This is a genomic window from Moritella sp. 5, from assembly GCF_018219455.1.
Lineage (GTDB): Bacteria > Pseudomonadota > Gammaproteobacteria > Enterobacterales > Moritellaceae > Moritella.
Map to the genome: position 1 here is coordinate 420,225 of NZ_CP056122.1, position 20,932 is coordinate 441,156.

Genomic DNA, 20,932 nt, shown 5'->3' on the forward strand with positions numbered 1-20,932 from the left:
GTTCCTGAAAATTTAATTATTCACGGCAATCAGCACAGATACCGTGTGCTTCGACTGTCTTAGTCGTAATTGCAAAACCATGCTCATCGGCAAGTGATTGTAGTAACTCTTCTATTTCTGCATTGTGTAATTCAATAACACCACCACAACTCTTACATAAGAGTAGTTGAGAAGGGTGTTTTTCACCAAAATGTGGGCACAAAATAAATGCATTACTCGATTCTATCTTATGAATAAAACCTTCTTCGAGTAGAAAATCGAGCGCGCGATAGACGGTCGGTGGTTTTGCGTTTGGTTCTAACAGCTGCAATTGAGCAAGCAGATCATAAGCACTAATCATGGCGTTGTGCTGTGCCATTAACAGAAAAATTTGCTGCCTAATTGGGGTGAAGCGAACGGCACGGGTAATACAGAGTTGTTGTGCTCTGTAGAGTAAATTGTTCGCTGAATCTGTCATAGGGATCATTCAAGTAGCTGAGAAAGGATAATGCTAACACACTAGGAGGGCTTTTCTAATTGCAATATACTAAAAATAGCAAAGCAAGCGATCTTTATAGTGGTTTTAAGGGTATTTCGTTGGGTTGGTTAACGTATTCATAAATTAGTGATGGCTAAGTTTATAATTGAGTCGTGAAAGGTACTGTTTTTATCAGAGAACTCGCGCTGCTTTAAGCTAAAGCGAGTTTGTGGTGTGGTGCCATCGTTGAACAAGATCTTTAGTTTTGAAAGTGAAGCGCGCAAGGTGTATGATCGCCCCCTTGTTTTTCGTCGTAGTTGCCACGCTGCTGCACGAATTTAAAAACAATTTAACGTAATTTAGCGCGATGCGCACCGAGATAAGAGATAAAGCAATGACAAAGCCAGTTACCACCAGTGTTCATGCCCCTGGACGTTTTTCGATTGCCCCTATGTTGGATTGGACAGACCGTCATTGTCGTTACTTTCATCGCCTACTGACCAAAAACACCTTACTGTATACAGAAATGGTGACAACCGGTGCAATCATTCACGGCCGAGGTGATTATCTTGCCTATAACCAAGAAGAGCACCCTGTGTCTTTGCAGTTAGGTGGCAGCAACCCGCTAGATCTGGCACAAAGCGCTAAACTGGCACAAGAACGTGGTTATGACGAAATTAATCTGAACGTGGGTTGTCCGTCTGATCGCGTTCAAAGTGGTAAATTTGGTGCCTGTCTAATGGCGGAACCTATGCTGGTGGCGGATTGCGTTAAAGCAATGCAAGACGTGGTAGATATTCCAATTACCGTTAAAACTCGTATTGGTATTGACGATCAAGATTCGTATGAATTTTTACAAACATTTATTGATACAGTCGCGGCAACGGGTTGTAAGGACTTTACTTTGCATGCCCGTAAAGCTTGGTTAAGTGGCTTAAGCCCGAAAGAAAACCGTGAGATCCCAGAACTTAATTATCAACGTGTTTACGATATTAAGCAGGATTTTCCGGGATTGTTTATTGCGATTAACGGTGGCGTTAAAACGTTAGCAGAGACAGAATCGCACCTTACGCACATTGATGGTGTGATGATGGGGCGTGAAGCGTATCATAATCCTTATCTATTGAGCCAAGTTGATGAACTTGTTTACGGTGCTGAGAAGTCGACTTATAGTCGTCATGATTATGCTGAAATGATGCTACCGTATATTGATAATCATATTCGTAATGGTGGGAGCTTAACGCATATTTATCGTCATATACTGGGGTTATTCCTTGGTCAGCCTGGTGCGAGAGCGTGGAAACGTTACTTGAGTGAACAAGGACATAAAAAAGGCGCTGGTGTTGATGTTGTTGAAGCTGCGCTCAAGTTAGTGCCAAAAGTATAGTTTATTGATTTAAAAAGATTAAAAAATTAAAAAGCCTATTATTATTTATATGATAGGCTTTTTTTGTATGATTTGTAAGTGCTGGTTATTTATTAACTAATGCCTCTCGTTTGGGCTAGTTTATTCAGGTAGTATGAAAACACTAATGCGAATGGTTTAATAAGATAAAGATCCAAAAAATGGTCATGATTTTGATTATGAAGCCGATAAGCTATTAGGATTCTAAGGACGTTGTCCGATCTATAAGTTAGATCAGAGGGACGGGATTGGTATTGTAATAATACTATCAAACTAACTTGTAAACGCTACAGAGGTATTAAATGGGACTATCAACCCAACTAAAAATCAAGCATAAAATCGGCATTCTTTCGGCGGTTGTTGTCGTTAGTTTTTTAACTTATCTTTTCGCGAATATCCTCGTTGTAAAAGAAAACAAAGAACGTTTATCACAACTGTCTGCTATTTATTATCCAGTACTTGAAGCCGCCACGATTAGTAACAGTAAAATTGCTGAATTAACGCAAGCAATTGAAACATCGGTCACGATTGGCGATGAAGATATGCTGCTGAGTGCAGACGATGTTTATGTTGATCTGATTGCACAACTCGATTTAATTAATTCGATCCATCCCGACAAAAATCGTGAATTATTATTAATTAAAAATGAAGCTTCTGAATATTACAAATCAGCTAAATATTTGGCTAATGGCTTGATTAGTGGCTCGATTTCTATTGATAGTTTATCTGTATTAGCAGAGAGGAATAGTCTTAAATTAGACAAATTATTGGCGGAGCTGGATCAATTTAAACAAGACAGCCAATCTGACTTTACCGCGTTAATTGATGCCTCATTAGAAAGCTCAGATAGCAGCCGTAATAAAGGTGTTTTATTGGGTGTTGGCGTTATTATTTTAGTGCTTGCAGTGTGTTATTGGCTGACTGTGTCTATTACGGGTAGCATTCGTAAAGTATCTGATTCTTTAAAAGAGATCGCACAAGGTGATGGTGATCTGACAATACGTATTGATTACACCAATAAAGATGAAATTGGTGACCTAGTGCATTGGTTTAATCAGTTCCTGAATAAGTTGCATGGCAGTATCTCCGAAACTATCCAATCTATTGATTCGTTATCACAAGTGTCGACGCAATTAGCGACATCAAGCTGCACGTCTAAATCTCGAATTCAAGAGCAAAGTAAGTCGATTGATCAGGTCTCTCGCTCGATGAACGAAATGTTTGATACTGTCAGGCATATTGCTGATTATGCATCTAATGCTTCTTTGGAAGCAAGTAGTGCAAACAAGGAAGCGGAGACTGGAACAGTGGTTGTCGAGAAGACTATTGAAGCTATACATGACCTAGCTAATGAGGTCAAAACAGCATCAAAAGTGATTGATGAATTAGACTCTCATACGAGCAATGTAGGTGTTATTCTCGATACTATCCGTGGTATCGCCGATCAGACCAATCTGTTAGCATTAAATGCAGCCATTGAAGCGGCGCGTGCGGGCGAACAAGGACGAGGTTTTGCTGTCGTTGCTGATGAAGTTCGAACTTTAGCATCTCGCACACAAGACTCAACCCAAGAGATCCAACAAGTACTGGAAGAATTGCAACGCGCTTCACGAGGTGCTGTGGAAGCGATGCAACGTGGGATGAGTAAAGCGGAGATGGGCGTAGAGCAATCATCGAGTGCGAGTGACTCTCTTATCAGTATTTCGGGTAAAGTTGACGCGATTAACGTCGTCAACGAGCAAATTGCGTCGGCGACAGAAGAGCAAGCGCAAACCAGCAAATTGATAAATGGTTATATTGATGAAACCCATGCGATAGCAACGCAAGTATCTCAAGATACCGTGGTGCTTGACGACATAACACGCGCTATCGAGGTTGCAACACAACATTTAAGGCAAGCAACAAATCAATTTAGTGTGTAGTGAGTAACTACAATTTGCTTGTTACACGAAATTTCTAAGGAGAGAAATTTTATGATCAAGCAAATTGATATCGATGGCTCAAACATTTTATCAAAAACAGTATCAACAATTAGATCAACCCAATTACAGAACACCACCGAAAAACTATCTTTAGCTGCTTGTATTTCAGTTGCACAATTCAATACCGAATACCTAATTACCTCCGCAGAGTAGCTAGGTCGCGTTCAATTACTCGACTCATCTAGTGCTATCCCGTTAACGTCCTGTTTGTTTTATATACGCATAGCGTATGTTTAGAGTGATTATCCAGCATTTTTGTAAGCGGGTGTCATATCACCAGTGTCCTCTGTTTCCTTAGTGTAAGTTGTTGTTTGAAATGGCTATATTCATCTTCATACATTTTGATTATGGGGTGGTAGTCATTTATATTCGTTATATACCTAGGATAAATGGATGAAAAAAGTATTTACGTTGTTACCACTGGCTGTAGTTTGTGCAACGCAATTTGCTCATGCAGCGACGGATGCAGAGCGCCTAGCGCAAGTTGAACAAAAGCTTGCGATGTTACAAGAACAAAATGAGTATGATTCATTAGCTGAACGTATGTCTATTAATGGCTTCTTTACCGGTAAAATGGTTGCCGCTAATAATGATGCTGGCTTTGAAAGTGCCACGACTAACCCAAACTTTGCTGACGGTAGTAAATTGGGTCTGCAAGGTACATTTGCGATTTCAGATCAAACTCAAGTCGTGGCTCAAATTGTTGGTCGTGGCTCTGATGATTGGACGCCTGAAATGGAATGGGCTTTTTTAAGTCACGATTTTGATAACGGCTTCTTGGCGCGTGTGGGTCGTTTACGTTTACCGCTATATATGTATTCTGACTTTTTAGAAGTGGGCTATGCACAACCTTGGGCTACACCTCCTGCTGATGTTTATACCATTGCACCTATTAGCTCATTCAATGGCGTTGATGTTACGTATCAACGTGATGTGGGTGACGCGACACTGGCGCTGCAAGTAAGTTACGGTAATGACAGCTCATCGGGCGAAGATAACTCAGTAGGAAAAGATGTAGATTTCAGCGATATTGCTGGTTTATCTGCAACCTTGAGTTACGAAGAGTGGGTATTCCGCGGGACTTATTTCCAAACCGATTTAAATTCGAAAGATACAGGATTGCCTTTACTTGGTGCATTCGAAAAGAATAAAGCTCAGTTTGTTGGTGCCGGTATTAGCTATGACAACGGTTCGTTAATTGCTATTTCAGAATATACCATATCGAAAGTAGAAGGTACGTATGCGGACACTGAGTCTGCTTATATTACTCTAGGTTACCGCATCGAGGCTTTCACTCCGTATGTGAGTTATTCTTATTTGAAGACAACGGATGATGAGAAGCGTGCAGGAAGTCCTCCTGATATGGCGTTACTTAATTGGCAGCGTACGACTTATAGTGCTGGGACGCGTTATGATATTAGCGCTAATTTAGCATTAAAACTAGATGTAACCTATGCGGATGATTTTGGTGGTACGAGCGGAGCGTTAACATCAAACATTGATTCTAAAACGTATGCGAATACGAAAGAATTCGATGACACTATCGTTTATACCGTTTCTTTTGACGCTGTATTTTAAGGAAAGTAAAAGTGAAATTATTAGCTAAAATCGTACTTACGACAGCGTTATTTTCTGGTGTTGCACAAGCGGGATTGGTTGTTATTGTTAATCCGTCAGGTCCGGATTCACTATCTAAATCACAGGTTTCTAAGCTGTATTTAGGTAAGTCTAAAAGGTTACCGAGTGGTGAGAAAGTTAAAGTGTTCGAGCGTGCTAATGGTAGTGCTGAACGTCAAGCGTTTCATGCTGCGATAACAGGGAAAAGCGAGTCTCAGTTACAAGCGTATTGGTCGCGTCTTGTTTTTACCGGCAAAGGTAAGCCTCCTAAAGTATTAGGTTCGGCATCATTAATCAAAAATCAGGTTGCAGCGAATTCTGCGGCGATTGGTTATATTGATGAAGCTGACGTTGATAGTTCTATTAAAGTGCTATTCAAACTTTAACGTCTTTATTTCATGTTTTTATTTTTAAATACCGTGCTTTATGTACGGTATTTTTTTGTCTGATTCTGGCTGCCCTTAGAAGTAAATCGCAATAAGTTCAATCTAAATACTGATGATTTCATCACAACTTGTCTCGGTGTGATCTATGTCACGCAAGTAAACTCGATAACCATTAGCAATCCCGTCATACTAATGAATTGATTAATAGTAAGTTTATATGTTTTACGGCGACTTGCTGATAAATTTCATATGGATGAAATGTTTAATACAAGGAGTGTTTTGATGAAAAAAGCATTTATAATGCTACCGCTTGCCGTTGCCTGTGCTTCGCAATTTGCGATTGCGGCAACAACAGATGCACAGCGTCTTGCCCAGCTCGAACAAGAACTTGCGATCTTACAAGAGGCGAGTTCTTATGATTCGTTATCTGACCGCATGTCTATTAATGGTTTCTTCACTGGTCAAATGGGTGTTGCGAATAATGATGCGGGTTACGGTAACCGTCCTGGTGTAGAAGGTTACACTTCGGATCCTAATTTCTCATTAGGCAGCAAGCTTGGTTTACAAGGTACTTTTGCGCTAACAGAGCAAACTCAAATTGTGGGTCAACTTGTTTCTCGTGGTGTGGATGATTGGACTCCTGAGATGGAATGGGCTTTCTTAAGCCATGAATTTGATAACGGTTTCACTACGCGTATCGGTCGCTTACGTGTACCTCTGTACATGTATTCTGATTATCTAGAAGTGGGCTATGCACAACCTTGGGTCAATCCACCTGCGGACGTATATACTATCGTACCTGTAAGTTCATACGATGGTATCGATATTATTTATGATACTGACCTAGGTGATGCAAGTTTATCATTACAGGCGAGTTATGGTCATGACACGGATGATGCAAAATCTAACCCTTTAGGTGTCGATGTTAAGTTTGATAATACGATTGGTTTTTCTGCGACACTTTCTTATGAAGAGTGGGTATTCCGTGGTACTTACTTCCAAAGTAAATTGAAATCTGGCAAGATCATGGGAGGAGCTTTATCTTCATTACAAAGTTTTGAAGATGACGAAGCTCAATTTGCTGGTGTTGGTATTAGCTACGATAATGGCTCATTTTTAGCTATTTCTGAATATACAATGTCTAAAGTTGAAGGCGGTTATTCTGATACTGATTCTGCTTATATCACGTTAGGATATCGTATTGATGCGTTTACCCCTTATGTTAATTATTCTTATTTGAAAACGACCGATGATTCAGATAGAGCATTAGACCCGATTGGTAGTGCATCACTAAATTGGGAACGTACGACTTATAGCATAGGCACACGTTATGATATTAGCTCGAACCTAGCATTAAAACTTGATGTTACTTATGCTGGCGATTTTGGTGATAGCAGTGGTGGTTTAGAAGCAAATAGCCATAATCAAATCACAAACCTTAAAGCTGGTCAGTCACCACTTAATGAGTTCGATGACACTATCGTTTACACTGTTTCATTTGATGCAGTATTTTAAGGAGAACTTTGATGAAATTATTAGCTAAAGTTGCCTTAACAGCAGCATTGATATCTGGTGTAGCACAAGCGGGTGTTGTGGTTATTGCTAACCCAACAGGCCCTGACTCGTTATCGAAATCACAAGTATCTAAATTATATTTAGGTAAGTCTAAAAAATTACCAAACGGCGCAAAAGCTGAAGTGATTGAGCAAGCGACAGGTAGTTTTATCCGCGGTGAATTTCACGACAGTGTCACTGGTAAGAGTGATTCACAGTTACAAGCTTATTGGTCACGCTTAATATTTACTGGTAAAGGCAAACCGCCGAAGACAATTGGCTCATCAGCACTGATCAAAAGCCAAGTTGCATCACATGCTAATGCAATTGCTTATATCGATTCGTCAGAAGTCGATGACTCAGTAAAAGTGGTCTTTACACCGTAATATTAGTGCATTGTTATTGCTAAATTATCGGTTTGGCATATTTTTTACGATAAAACCTCCGCTTAATACGGAGGTTTTTTCATTTAACTTGTCTTATGCCCAAGTGTCGATTGCGGATCCAGTGTCGGTTTAATTAACACATAATCCATTATTTTTCTGACCATTGGCGCCGCGCGTCTGCCCCAGCCACCATTTTCTAAAACCGCGGTAACTAATACTTTAGGTGATTTTAGTGGCGCAAATGCAGTAAATAATGCATGGTCTCTCAAACGCTCAGTTAATTCCTCGGCATTATAATTCTCTCCATGATCAAGACCAAATACCTGACTTGTGCCTGATTTTCCCGCTGCGTCATATGAAATATGACTAAACGCTTGCCGACCAGTACCTGTCACAAGTACACGTCGCATCCCTTCCTGCACAATATTCCATGTTTCTTGTTTTACACTGCCCATTTTAGAAAAATCGTTGAATGCAATATCGGTTTCAACATCGTTTTCAACAATACTTCTGACGATATGTGGCCTATGTACCAAGCCTTTATTGGCTATAACGGATGTCGCTTTTGCAATTTGTAATGGTGTTGCCGTCCAATAGCCTTGCCCAATGCCAATCGGGATCGTATCACCTTGATACCAAGATTGATGGTAATGAACGCGTTTCCATTCTCTGGTCGGCATATTAGCGCGGCTATCTTCTTTAATATCAATCCCTGAGGGTAGACCATAGCCAAATTTATTCATCCAGACCGATAATCGGTCAATGCCCATGTCAAAGGCGATTGGGTAAAAGTAGGTGTTCACCGATTTCTCTATCGCTTTGTAAATATTAACCTCACCAAAACCCCCGCGCACATCATCACGCCATTTTCGACTCTTAGTATTGGGGATCTGCCACCAACCAGAGTCATTTCTTGTTGTACCTGGTGTAATGACCCCTTCGGTTAAGGCTGCTGCTGCAATCATAGGTTTAGCAGTAGAACCGGGTGAGTAAGCGCCCAAAGTAACGCGATTGAATAAAGGTTTATCGGGATCAGATAGCAGGGCTTTATACCTTGCAGATGAAATACCATGAACAAACCAATTTGGATCATAGCTTGGACTTGATACCATCGCGAGAATTGAATCATCTCTTGGATCTAATACCACCAAGGCACCACGTTTATGCTTCAGAATTGATTTTCCTGTTGCTGGGTCAATTTTTTTCTCGGTAAGTAATTTATTTGCATATAGCTGCAGGTTAATATCTATATTCAGTTTTATATCTTTACCCGGAATTGGCGGTACTGTTTCTAATGTCCGTATTACTCTGCCTTGACTATTAACTTCGACTTTAGCAAAGCCTGATTGACCATGAAGAATATCTTCATAAGACCGTTCAATACCCAATTTACCGATCGTTCTCGTCGCTTTATATTGGTTATATTTATGTTGTTGCTTTAATCGATTTATATCCCGATCATTAATTTTTGCTACGTAGCCCAAAATATGCGTTAAATTTTCTTTATACGGATAATAGCGTTCAAGAAAAGCATCAACGAACACGCCAGGAAATTGATGTTGATGAACGGTAAACATAGCCACTTGTTTTTCTGTTAACTGAGCTGTAAACGTAACGGATTTAAAGTGTCTTGTTTGCTTCATCGATTGTTTAAATTCGATGATATCGTTATCACTTAACCCAAGCAGATTTTTTAATTTAATTAAGGTTGGCTCTATATCCTTTATTTTTTCAGGTATGATTTCAAGAGAATAAATAGGCACATTCTTCGCTAACAGTATACCGTTACGATCGTAAATGAGCCCTCTGTTGGGTGCTATTGGCACAATCTTAATTCGGTTGTTATTCGCGCGACCAGTATACCTTTGATAACCAGAGACTTGTAAATGATATAAATTAACTAAGAGAGCAGCAGTCATTAGCAGTATCATAAAAAAAGAAGCTGCTGTTCTACGTGAAAAAAGTGCTAACTCTTCTTGATGGTTTGGGATTTCAATGCGTTTTTTTATCACAATAACTCTTTCTCTTTCTCTTTCTCTTTCTCTAGTTCTAATGCATTATACAATACACCAAATCATTTATGTCTGTATTTGGGTAATGTGACACAATATCAATCTGAGGTGTAGACAATATTGTTTTACTTAAGTGCCGAGACAGATATGAAAGAGTTGTAACAATTCTCTCAAGCTACGCTATCGCGCTACTATTACCAGTATTTATCTTACGGCATTATGACCTTGAATTTAATGCTGCCGTGTTATCTAGTCCTATGTTTGGCATTTTTTTTTGGGTATAATTTAATGGCATGAATATTAAAACCAGAGTATTCTTTCATACATCATAACTAAAGAGATTAACCTAGTGGATTTTGAAAAAGAATTTGCCGAGCTGAAAGTCGAAGCTGAAGAGATCATTGATAACTTATTAGAAGATGGCAGTGATCCTGATGCTGTGTATTCAATTGAGCATCACTTTGCTGGGGATGATTTTGCACAGTTAGAAAAAGCCGCTATTGCAGCATTTAAACTGGGCTACGATGTATCAGACCCAGAAGAAGTTGAACTTGAAGACGGACAAACAGTATTCGCATTCGATTGTATTGTTGAAACTGAACTTGATATCGATACGATCACGCGTGATATCGAAGCGTTACTTAAAATGTCTATCGAACAAGACGTTACTTATGATGGCTGGGGTACTTACTTCGAAGAAGACGCCTCATAGTACTTACATTATAGTACTGGCATAGACAGCGTTGTTTCTGTGTGTTGTAGATAAGTCATATTATTGTGTGTGGCATGATGTTTTTTGTACCATAGACAAAATTTGTCGCTCGGTAACGGGCGACTAAATAAATACCCCTGAAGTTGATCACATTGTTGTGCTTGTAGCCATTCCATTTGTGATTCTTCCTCGATCCCTTCTGCTGTTACTGTAATGTTTAATTCTCTTGCTAGGCTGATAACAGAGCGTGTTATTGCTGTTGTCGTTTTATCTATTTCTAATTCATCCACAAAAGATTTATCTATTTTTATTTTATGTGCAGGCATATTTTTTAGATAAGACAATGAACAATAACCTGTGCCAAAATCATCAATAGAAAGACGTACGCCAAGTTTTATTAATTCTTCTAGCATTTGGTCTGCGGTCTTGTTTGATTCCATTAAGGCGCTTTCAGTGACTTCTATTTCGAGTCGGTGAGCTGGTACCTGGTAATAGTCGATACAGTGTTTAATTTTATTGATGAGCTGTGGATCATTAAATTGAATCGGTGACAAATTGACGGCCATAAAGATATCGATATCGTGGGCGCGCCATTGGGCTAATTGCTGACAGGCTTTTTCTAATACGACTTCACCAAGCTGTCCAATTAAATTATTTTTTTCGGCCAGCGCAATGAATTTAATCGGCATAATAAGCCCTTGTTTAGGATGATGCCAACGCGCAAGCGCTTCAACACCCAATACTACTTTTGTTTTACTATCAATAATGGGTTGGTAATATAAGTCGATGTTCTTCTTTTGTATGGCGTACTTTAAGTCTTCTGTCAGTCGCCTCTCTGCTTCGGCATGGGCTTCTAAGACGGGGTCAAACAAACTGTAACTTTGCCCAAGGTGTTTACGTGAGCGCTGTAAGGCTTGTTCACTGCAAGTCAGCAGGTGTTTGGTATTTTTAATGCTATCGGGGTAATTGGCTGCGCCAATACAAATAGCCAGATCTATCACATGTCCTTGAATCGCAAATTTTTTGTTAAGCTTATTCGTTAATGTATTGCATAAATTATCAAGTTGTTGGGGGGAACTGGCTTGGTCACTGAGAATCGAAAATCGATCACCTTGAATTCGCGCTAAGTAAGCATGTTCAGGTGCTATTTTTTTAATTGTCTCGCCGACATAAAAAATTACTTGATCCCCAATGTCGGTACCGTGATGGCTGTTTATATACCCCATCTTTTTGATATCGATGAGTAGCATACCCCACTTAGAATCTGGTTTTATTTTATCGATTCTCTTCAGGAATGTGGCGCGGTTTAATAGGTTTGTTAGTTGATCGTGTTTTGTTAATCTATCAATTTTTTGTAAGGTAATACGGCGTTCTTTAAGGTCGCGAGATATGCTGACCGTCCCGACTAATTCATTATTCTTAATGACTGGGTGCTTATGTACATCCACGTATATGTCTCGGCCTTCGAGCGTGAATTCCATCTTGTAGTTGGCACTTTTATAATTTGATTTGAGCTGGCTATCATAATCGAGACTTAATTTAGCTGTTGTTTCAGGCAATAATTGTTCAATGGTTTTACCAATTACATCGGATTTTTTCTTGTTGGCCAACTTAAGCGCGGTACGGTTGCATTCGACTACTCGCCCTTGCATGTCTTTGTATATGACGAAATCAGGCAGGGCATCAAAAATAGAATTCAGTAATGCAGTTTTTTCTTGTAGCTTCTGCTCGGAGCGACATTTACTGGAGACATCCACGGCAATGCCAAGTAAACCAGTGATTTTACCTGCTTTGTTTTTAAGGGGGATCTTGGTTATTTCATATTGACCGTCGCCGTATATGGTTTCCATGGTCATTTTTTTTGCAATGACACTACGGCCGTATTTTAACGCCTGCTTGTCGGTTTGATAGAGCTCGTCGTTGGGAAGTTTTTTTTCTTGGAATGCCGGTTTTAGCTGAACATCGGTTTTCCCAATAATAAATTGTTCAGAAGGCAGATCGAATAATTCTAGGCAGTGCTTATTGCAACCGAGATATTGGCCATGTATGTCTTTCCAGAATATACCTATAGGTAAATGCTGAATAGCGGCAATTAATATGTGATTTAGCGGTTCCTTGCTGCCCATAACCTATCACTCCATTCCTTGGTGTCGACATGTATAGTTAAGCGGTGTTGTTTTCCATAACAACAACACACTGTTACGAATAAAGATGTTACATCGTAAGTGCTGATATGGAAATGTTTTTACAAGATATGAAGAAATAATTGTGACGTTGATTTAGTATTTAGTTGTATTTAAAAACAATAAAGGGAGGGTTGATTACTCAACCCCCCTTTATAGGTAAGTACGATTTTAACGACTAGATCGATTCAATTCGTGCTTTTTGTGCTTTAAATTTAGCAATCGTATTTTCAAACTCCGCTTGTTTCTCACGTTCTTTCGCGATAACAGCTTCTGGCGCTTTACCAACGAATTTTTCGTTGTTTAGTTTGCCTGCAACACGGTCTAAGTCTTTTTGTACTTTTTCCATTTGCTTGTTGATACGCGCAATTTCAGCATCTTTATCGATTAGGCCAGCCATTGGAATTAAGATTTCCATGTTGCCTAATAGTGATGTTGCTGAGATTGGTGCTTCTTCATTTTCGCTAAGTAATGTTATTGCTTCTAGTTTTGCTAGTGAGCTAAGGAACTGTTGGTTTTCGTCTAGACGACGTTGTTCTTCAGTGCCTACATTTTTAAGCAAAATCGAGATTGGCTTGCTTGGGCTGATGTCCATTTCGCCGCGGATGTTACGGATAGCGATAATGAATTGTTTCACCCACTCAAGATCTTGCATTGATTGTGCATCAACTTTAGCCGCATCATATTCAGGGAATGCCTGTAGCATGATTGTTGCGCCTTCGGTGTGCTTACCAGCAAGTGGTGCAACACGCTGCCAAATCTCTTCAGTGATGAATGGCATGATAGGGTGCATTAAACGTTGTAACTCTTCTAGAATTGTTACTAGCGTATGACGCGTAGCACGCAGTTGTGCTTCTGTACCGTGTGCGAATACAGGCTTAGTTAATTCTAAGTACCAATCACAGAATTGGTTCCAAGTGAATTCGTAAGCAATGTTTGCAGCAAGATCGAGACGGTAAGTATCAACTGCTTCACGGTATGTCTTGATGGTTTCTTGGAATTGACCTTGGATCCAACGATCCGCTAGGCTGAATTCCATGTCGCCGCCATTTTGGCCGCAATCATGTTCTTCTGTGTTCATTAATACGTAACGGCTTGCGTTCCATAGTTTGTTACAGAAGTTACGGTAACCGTCAAGGCGCTTCATATCCCAGTTAATGTCACGACCAGTCGATGCCATTGCTGCTAATGTGAAACGTAGTGCGTCAGTACCGTGAGCTTCAATGCCGCCTTCAAATTCTTTACGCGTTGCTTTTTCAATTTTCTTAGCAAGTTGTGGCTGCATCATGTTGCCAGTACGTTTTTGTACTAGCGACTCAAGGTCGATACCGTCGATCATGTCTAGTGGATCAAGTACGTTACCTTTTGATTTTGACATTTTATCGCCAGCTTCATCACGTACTAAACCAGTCACATAAACCGTTTTGAATGGTACTTGTGGCTTGCCGTTTTCATCTTTAATGAAGTGCATGGTCATCATGATCATACGTGCAACCCAGAAGAAGATGATGTCGAAACCTGTTACCAGTACATCACTTGGGTGGAACACTTTAAGATCTTGAGTTTGCTGTGGCCAGCCTTGCGTTGAGAATGTCCAAAGCGCAGATGAGAACCAAGTATCGAGTACATCGTCGTCTTGACGTAGTGCAATCTCTGGACCTAAGTTGTTTTCTGCACGTACTTCAGCTTCATCACGACCAACGAATACATTACCTTCGTTATCATACCAAGCTGGAATACGATGACCCCACCAAAGCTGACGTGAAATACACCAATCTTGTACGTCGTTCATCCACGAGAAGTACATGTTTTCGTATTGTTTTGGTACGAATTGAATTTCGCCGTCTTTTACTGCGTCAGTTGCTACTTTCGCCATTGGACCAACACTTACATACCATTGGTCTGTTAGTAGTGGCTCAATCACAACGCCACTACGATCGCCGTAAGGTACTTGTAGTGTATGTGGTTCAATTTTTTCTAGTAGGCCAAGTTCTTCAAACTTAGCAACGATTGCTTTACGCGCAGCAAAACGCTCCATGCCTTGGTATTCAGCAGGGATAGTGAAGGTTAGTTCAGTGTTTTCTGTGCCGTCTGAGTTGATGATTTCCGCTTCTTCACGAATATCAGCATTTTCAGTTAGGATGTTGAACATTACTAAGTTGTTACGTTTACCAACTTCGTAATCGTTAAAGTCATGAGCAGGTGTAATTTTTACACAACCTGTGCCTTTTTCCATGTCAGCATAGTCATCAGCAACAATTTTGATGCGACGGCCAACAATTGGAAGAATAATGTCTTTGCCTACAAGCGCTGCATAGCGTTCGTCTTTCGGGTGTACTGCAACCGCAGAGTCACCTAGCATTGTTTCTGGACGTGTCGTTGCTACAACGATGTAATCTTTACCGTCAGCAGTTGTTTCGCCGTCTGCTAATGGATAGCGGAAGTACCACATGCTACCTTGTTTTTCTTTGCTTTCTACTTCTAGATCAGAAATGGCAGTGTGGAATTTTGGATCCCAGTTTACTAGGCGTTTGCCACGGTAAATTAGATCTTCTTTAAATAAACGTACGAATACTTCTTTTACTGCTTCAGACAGACCGTCATCCATCGTAAAACGTTCGCGATCCCAATCTACAGATGTGCCTAAACGACGCATTTGACGAGTTATATTACCGCCTGATTCGTTTTTCCAATCCCAGATCTTGTCTATGAATGCATCACGGCCATAATCGTGGCGTGTTTTACCTTCTTCAGCAGCAATCTTACGTTCAACAACCATTTGTGTTGCGATACCGGCGTGATCGGTACCCACTTGCCATAACGTATTGTTACCTTGCATACGCTTATAACGAGTTAGCGCATCCATAATTGTTTGTTGGAAGGCATGACCCATGTGCAGGCTACCAGTAACATTTGGCGGTGGGATCATGATGCTGTATGCATCTTTTGTTAGATCGCCGTTTGGCTTGAAGTAACCTTGCTCTTCCCAGTTCTGGTAAAGCGCTTGCTCAATGGCTTGGGGATTGTATATTTTTTCCATAGGTCTGCTTTCTAATTCTCAATGGTTGATTGATTATTCGGCGTTCACAGTTAACAGTTGTAACCCTGTTTGACGATAATGTTTGTAACGTTCCCGAGCTTGTTGTTTTAGCCCGTCTTGATACGGTACAAAATCGATAATCTGATTAAAGTTGACTGCAAATTGCGGTGTCTGGTCGTGCAGGTTGATTAGTACCTGATAGCGATGACGGGGCGGTTGAAAACCGATTTCAACGGGCGCGCCATTACGTGGACCTTCACCTTGTAAATTATGTGGTACAAAACTGTTCGCATCTAATTGCCAAAGGTATTCGTCAACCTGATTGGCTGCCGATTCATCGTTGGTATGAATATAGACGCGTTGTCCTTGCTGATAAAACTCACCAGCTAGTTTACAGGCAAGTTCATGATGCTGGGGCATACTCGCCGCAACGCCATTTTTAGATTCTTGCATAATATAAAAAGTGACTTTTTTCATCTGTAGTTTTGCGCCAATGACTGAGTCATTTACCAATTATAAGTATAACAGCACATAGTATCACAAAGGGTAGTGATGAAAAATAGAGTTGTCGGCGGGAATACTGTGTTTTGTGTTATTTGCGGAAATTAATACTAAATCAAGTCTGTTCCTTGTGTTGAGGGGGACGTTAGAGGGCGAACTCAACCTCGTTGATCTGAATTGTCGGTTCGATGTTAGTATAGTTTCTTACATCATCTTGTAATTTTTCGGCGTGAGGAATAAAGGCAGCCATGAAATTTTCTAAGGTATCAAAATAGTAATGACACATAGCGACATAAGTTGAGTCGATAGTGTTAGATATATCGATACCGCGTTCCACTTTTACGCCTTTAAACCCTTCTGCATTTGATAATATCTCAATCGACATTGGTATATGGATATTAAGGTAATACTCAAAATCGAAGTGGTACTTGTCCATTTTTTCATAAATACTAGCGATGTTTATCATGATGTAACCTTAATATCCTTATTAATGGTATTAGTATAAATCGTTATACTTTTTGTGTGATTATTACCATACGCTAATTTTATGTGACAGCCATTTTAGAAAACCTTAATTCAGTATTTTTTCATACTAAAGTTGATTAATAAGGTGGGGTTTTAGATAAGTAGTCGAATAAAAAAGGCCGCTACAGCGACCCTTTGGATATTGATGATATGAAATTAATTAAGCTTCGTCAGCTTGTTGCACTTCATTTCGTTCTGTACGGTTAAGCAAGAACTGGGTCAACATTGGTACAGGACGACCCGTTGAGCCTTTATTTTTACCACTTACCCAAGCAGTACCAGCGATGTCTAGATGCGCCCAGTGATACTTTTTAGTAAAGCGTGATAAGAAGCAGGCTGCAGTGATCGTACCGCCACCAGGGCCACCAATGTTCGCTAAATCAGCAAATGGACTTTCAATTTGTTCTTGGAAGTCGTCAGTAATTGGTAAACGCCATGCTTTATCTGCGGCTTGATCAGACGCATTTAATAATTCATGTGCCAGTGGGTTATGCGTAGACAGTAAACCTGTGATGTGATGACCAAGTGCAACAACACACGCACCCGTTAAGGTCGCGACGTCAATAACAAGTTCTGGATCAAAACGTTCAACATAGGTTAATACGTCACATAATACTAAACGACCTTCAGCATCGGTATTAAGTACTTCAACGGTTTGTCCTGACATGGTTGTAAGGATGTCACCTGGACGGTAAGCATTGCTACCCGGCATGTTTTCACAACCCGCTAGAATACCGATAACGTTAAGTGGTAAATTTAGCTTAGCAAGTGACTTCATCGCACCAAGAACGCCTGCAGCACCACCCATATCATATTTCATTTCGTCCATGCCTAAGCCTGGTTTTAATGAAATACCACCTGAATCGAATGTCAGACCTTTACCAATCAGTACAATCGGTTTTGCGTCAGGATCTGGATTACCTTTATAATTAATAATCGACATCTTAGCTTCATTAGCTGAACCTTGTGATACTGCAAGGTAAGAGTCCATTTTTAACTCTTTCATTTCAGGCTCACCTAAAATCTGTGTTGTGATCTTGTCACTGTCATCAGCAAGTTGGCGTGCTTGATTAGCAAGGTAAACGGGATTACAGATGTTTGGCGGCATGTTTGCTACGTCTTTACATAGACGCATACCACTTGCTACAGCTAGACCGTGAGCAATGGCTTTTTCACTTGTTGGTAAATCACGACGCGAAGTAACGTTGAATACCATTTTGCGTAATGGACGACGGGTTTCTTCTTTATTGCTTTTTAGCTGATCGAAACGGTAGCGACTATCGCGTGCTGTTTCAACGGCAAAGCGGATCTTCCAGTAAGTATCGCGGCCTTTAACGTTTAGCTCAGGTAAGAAACAAACGGCTTCCATAGAACCAGTTTCGTTCAAGGTATTCATTGTTTTGGTGATAATTTGCTTGTACTGGCGCTCATCTAGCTCGCGTTCTTTACCACAGCCAACTAATAATACACGTTCGCTCAGTACATTGGGTACATGATGAAGCAACAATACTTGACCAGGTTTACCTTCGATATCACCGCGACGTAGTAGGGAACTTAAATAGCCGTCACTAATCTTATCTAGTTGTTCTGCTGCAGGTGATAAACGACGTGGTTCAAATACTCCGACAACAACACAAGCGCTGCGTTGTTTCTCAGGGCTACCACTTTTTACATTGAACTCCATGGACTCTCCGGTTTCCTAAAGACAAAATCAAATATTTATAACATAATAGGGGGTTATACGTATTTAGTTAATTAAAAACTAACATTTTCAGATAAAATGGGTGTGCAGTTAACTATTTAAACTGCATTTGTAGCTGAGTTTACCTAATTATGAGCTGCATTTCATACAAAACATTAGTCTAATATAGGTTTTAAGTGATAATTTTCCGATATTTATTTGCTGAGACAGTGAAATCACAAATTGCTGTTTTATTCATCTTATCACTTATCTTTGTGAGCCAGCAGTTTGTTGCACTGCTCTCAAAGGTAATGACAGGTGCTTTACCTGCTAATTTAGTGATAGAGATGTTGTTGTATACCATGCCTGCGTTAGGCACATTAATTTTACCCGTGAGTTTATTCATTGGTATTTTGTTTGCGCATGGGCGGTTGTACGCTGAAAGTGAAATGGTGATCTTAACTGCCTGTGGGTATACCCCGAGTCGGATACTAATGTCGTCGTTATTATTATCATCAGTAACGATTGGCTTGGTGGCTTTTAATGCGTTTGTTTATGCGCCTACAGCGGAAGAAGGTCGCGTGAAATTACGCGAAAATATAGATGCTGATGTTGGCTTAGCGACATTGAAGCAGGGGCGTTTTGAGTCGCTTGATGGTGGTCGCGCTGTGGTCTATGTTGAATCATATGATAGTAATAAAGCGATGCGTAAAATATTTATTGCAAAATCACCCTCGGAGGAAGGCGAGCGTCCTTCTATTGTGTTAGCTGATAAAGGTAACGTGGAGTCTGACGAAAATGGCTCACAATGGTTGAAGCTAAGCCAAGGTCTACGTTATGAAGGTGAATTATCACAACGTGATTTCCGTATTGTTGATTTCAGTACTTACCGCGTATTTATTCAAGAACAAGATGTCCGTGAGCGTGGTCGTAGAACCAAAGCGTTACCAACGTCTGAATTATGGAATTCAACTGAATTCGAACACAAGGTGGAACTGCAATGGCGTATTGCCCAGGTAGTATCAATACCACTGCTGACGTTATTGGTTGTGCCTTTAGCTATGGTTAACCCTAGGCAGGGACGTTACGCGAAACTATTCCCTGCGTTATTAATGTTTTTAACTTATTTCATGTTATTGAGTGCGGCGCGTTCTTCGATACTGGATGATAAATTACCGTTATCAATCGGCTTCTGGCTTGTTCATTCAGGGGTACTGGCTTTGGCTATTTCGTTTAATGTAGCCAATTATTCTTGGTACCATCATTTAGTGTATAAAGTGAAAATGCGTTTTGCTCGAGGAAATAAGCAGTGATTAAAATTTTAGACATCTATATTGGTAAGGCTATTTTATTTGCCACTATGATCTGTTTGTTTACCCTCGTTGGCTTATCTGCGGTGATTAAATATGTCGAACAATTACGAGCAGTCGGTGAGGGAACATACGGTTTATTTGAAGCGTTAATGTATGTGATGCTGAAAATGCCACGTGAAATTACTATTTTTTTTCCGATGGCTGCATTATTAGGTGCGCTGATTGGTCTAGGAGCACTCGCAAGTTCGTCTGAATTGGTGGTGATTCAAGCTGCTGGTCAGTCACGTTTTAAAATTGTACTTTCAACAATGAAAACTGCGATACCAATGATGGCTGTGGTGATGTTGATGGGCGAATATGTTGCGCCTTATACCGAACTAAAAGCTCTTCAGTTGCGTAGTGAGTCTACTTCTGGGCAATCCATTATTCGGGCACAAAAAGGGGTTTGGGCGAAAGATAAAGATAACTTCATTAATATTGGTGAAGTGAATAATGGCAGTGAATTACATAATGTAACAATTTATGAATTCTCAGAAAGTCAGCGTTTAGTTAAAACGACCCTGGCTCGTAAAGCGATTTATACAGACAAACACTGGGAACTAACAGATATTAGTATTACGCATTTCGAGAGTGACAGTATTACGGTGACAACACAGCCTAAATTGCGTTGGGATTCTACGCTGACACCAGAGAAGTTAGATGTGGTAACGATTGATCCTGAGGATTTATCAATATCAGGCTTGTACTCTTATATTACTTATTTAGACAGTAATAAGCAGGATGCAGCAAGTTATGAGCTAGCCTTCTGGCGGAAAATATTCCAACCGATATCGATTGGTGTCATGGTCTTACTGGCTTTGTCGTTTGTATTTGGACCATTGCGAACGGTAACCATGGGCGCGCGTATTTTGATGGGGGTGGTTGCTGGTTTTACTTTCTACCTCGCCAGTGAAACTTTTGGCCCGATTAGTTTGGTGTATTCGTTTCCTCCGTTTCTTGGGGCTGTGGTCCCCAGTGCCATCTTTACCTTGATTGCGGTTGTGCAGTTAAGGAAACATGGTTAACGTGACTATTTCACCCTACTGTAGATAGAATATATTTAGGGATGAATGTAAAAATGGCAACCAATTGGTTGCCATTTTTGTTTCGGCTTAGCGTTAGGCGCTAAGTATTGCTAA

At 40.3% G+C, this 20,932-nt stretch carries 17 protein-coding genes; 10 read left to right on the plus strand and 7 right to left on the minus strand.

Annotated features, from left to right (window positions below; all coding sequences use genetic code 11):
- Positions 1-16 precede the first annotated feature (16 nt).
- Positions 17-457, minus strand: a complete 441-nt coding sequence (zur, locus tag HWV01_RS01985; protein ID WP_249185416.1) for a zinc uptake transcriptional repressor Zur — start codon at positions 455-457, stop codon at positions 17-19.
- A gap of 394 nt (positions 458-851) precedes the next feature.
- Here zur and dusA point away from each other — a divergent pair, with 394 nt between their 5' ends.
- From dusA to HWV01_RS02020, 7 genes are all read left to right on the plus strand, one after another.
- Positions 852-1,844: a tRNA dihydrouridine(20/20a) synthase DusA gene (dusA, locus tag HWV01_RS01990; protein WP_211673840.1), complete on the plus strand. Its 993-nt coding sequence runs from the start codon at positions 852-854 to the stop codon at positions 1,842-1,844.
- Between the two features lie 320 nt (positions 1,845-2,164).
- Entirely contained in the window at positions 2,165-3,784 is a 1,620-nt protein-coding gene (locus tag HWV01_RS01995) for a methyl-accepting chemotaxis protein (RefSeq protein WP_211673841.1), read from the plus strand.
- Between the two features lie 51 nt (positions 3,785-3,835).
- Positions 3,836-3,997: a hypothetical protein gene (locus tag HWV01_RS02000; protein WP_211673842.1), complete on the plus strand. Its 162-nt coding sequence runs from the start codon at positions 3,836-3,838 to the stop codon at positions 3,995-3,997.
- A 240-nt stretch (positions 3,998-4,237) separates the two neighbouring features.
- Positions 4,238-5,422: a hypothetical protein gene (locus HWV01_RS02005; RefSeq protein ID WP_211673843.1), complete on the plus strand. Its 1,185-nt coding sequence runs from the start codon at positions 4,238-4,240 to the stop codon at positions 5,420-5,422.
- An 11-nt stretch (positions 5,423-5,433) separates the two neighbouring features.
- A complete protein-coding gene (locus HWV01_RS02010) occupies positions 5,434-5,847 on the plus strand; it encodes a substrate-binding domain-containing protein (RefSeq protein ID WP_211673844.1) in 414 nt (137 codons plus the stop codon).
- Between the two features lie 282 nt (positions 5,848-6,129).
- On the plus strand, positions 6,130-7,362 hold the full coding sequence (locus tag HWV01_RS02015; protein ID WP_211673845.1) for a porin: 1,233 nt from the start codon (positions 6,130-6,132) through the stop codon (positions 7,360-7,362).
- 11 nt (positions 7,363-7,373) lie between these two features.
- Positions 7,374-7,787 (plus strand): phosphate ABC transporter substrate-binding protein, encoded by a 414-nt coding sequence (locus HWV01_RS02020; RefSeq protein ID WP_211673846.1) that lies wholly within the window; start codon positions 7,374-7,376, stop codon positions 7,785-7,787.
- A gap of 83 nt (positions 7,788-7,870) precedes the next feature.
- Here the strand turns inward: HWV01_RS02020 and mrdA are convergent, their stop codons facing one another.
- A complete protein-coding gene (gene mrdA, locus HWV01_RS02025) occupies positions 7,871-9,799 on the minus strand; it encodes a penicillin-binding protein 2 (RefSeq protein ID WP_249185417.1) in 1,929 nt (642 codons plus the stop codon).
- A gap of 349 nt (positions 9,800-10,148) precedes the next feature.
- Between mrdA and rraB the strand changes: the two genes are divergently transcribed.
- Positions 10,149-10,511 (plus strand): ribonuclease E inhibitor RraB, encoded by a 363-nt coding sequence (gene rraB / locus HWV01_RS02030; RefSeq protein ID WP_045111975.1) that lies wholly within the window; start codon positions 10,149-10,151, stop codon positions 10,509-10,511.
- An 8-nt stretch (positions 10,512-10,519) separates the two neighbouring features.
- On the opposite strand, the gene HWV01_RS02035 is transcribed toward rraB, so the two are convergent.
- From HWV01_RS02035 to pepA, 5 genes are all read right to left on the minus strand, one after another.
- Positions 10,520-12,637 (minus strand): bifunctional diguanylate cyclase/phosphodiesterase, encoded by a 2,118-nt coding sequence (locus HWV01_RS02035; protein WP_211673847.1) that lies wholly within the window; start codon positions 12,635-12,637, stop codon positions 10,520-10,522.
- A gap of 235 nt (positions 12,638-12,872) precedes the next feature.
- Positions 12,873-15,734, minus strand: coding sequence for a valine--tRNA ligase (locus tag HWV01_RS02040; RefSeq protein ID WP_211673848.1), 2,862 nt, complete (start codon positions 15,732-15,734; stop codon positions 12,873-12,875).
- A gap of 33 nt (positions 15,735-15,767) precedes the next feature.
- The gene (locus HWV01_RS02045; protein WP_211673849.1) at positions 15,768-16,211 is read right to left on the minus strand and encodes a DNA polymerase III subunit chi; all 444 of its coding nucleotides are present in this window, start codon (positions 16,209-16,211) and stop codon (positions 15,768-15,770) included.
- 169 nt (positions 16,212-16,380) lie between these two features.
- Positions 16,381-16,701, minus strand: coding sequence for an EthD family reductase (locus HWV01_RS02050; RefSeq protein WP_211673850.1), 321 nt, complete (start codon positions 16,699-16,701; stop codon positions 16,381-16,383).
- Between the two features lie 219 nt (positions 16,702-16,920).
- The gene (gene pepA, locus HWV01_RS02055; protein WP_211673851.1) at positions 16,921-18,444 is read right to left on the minus strand and encodes a leucyl aminopeptidase; all 1,524 of its coding nucleotides are present in this window, start codon (positions 18,442-18,444) and stop codon (positions 16,921-16,923) included.
- A 194-nt stretch (positions 18,445-18,638) separates the two neighbouring features.
- On the opposite strand from pepA, the gene lptF reads away from it, so the two are divergent.
- Together lptF and lptG are read left to right on the plus strand one after the other, a co-directional pair.
- Positions 18,639-19,754, plus strand: a complete 1,116-nt coding sequence (gene lptF / locus HWV01_RS02060; protein WP_211673852.1) for an LPS export ABC transporter permease LptF — start codon at positions 18,639-18,641, stop codon at positions 19,752-19,754.
- On the plus strand, positions 19,751-20,818 hold the full coding sequence (lptG, locus tag HWV01_RS02065; protein WP_211673853.1) for an LPS export ABC transporter permease LptG: 1,068 nt from the start codon (positions 19,751-19,753) through the stop codon (positions 20,816-20,818). The genes lptF and lptG overlap by 4 nt, the downstream gene beginning before the upstream one ends.
- Positions 20,819-20,932 lie beyond the last annotated feature (114 nt).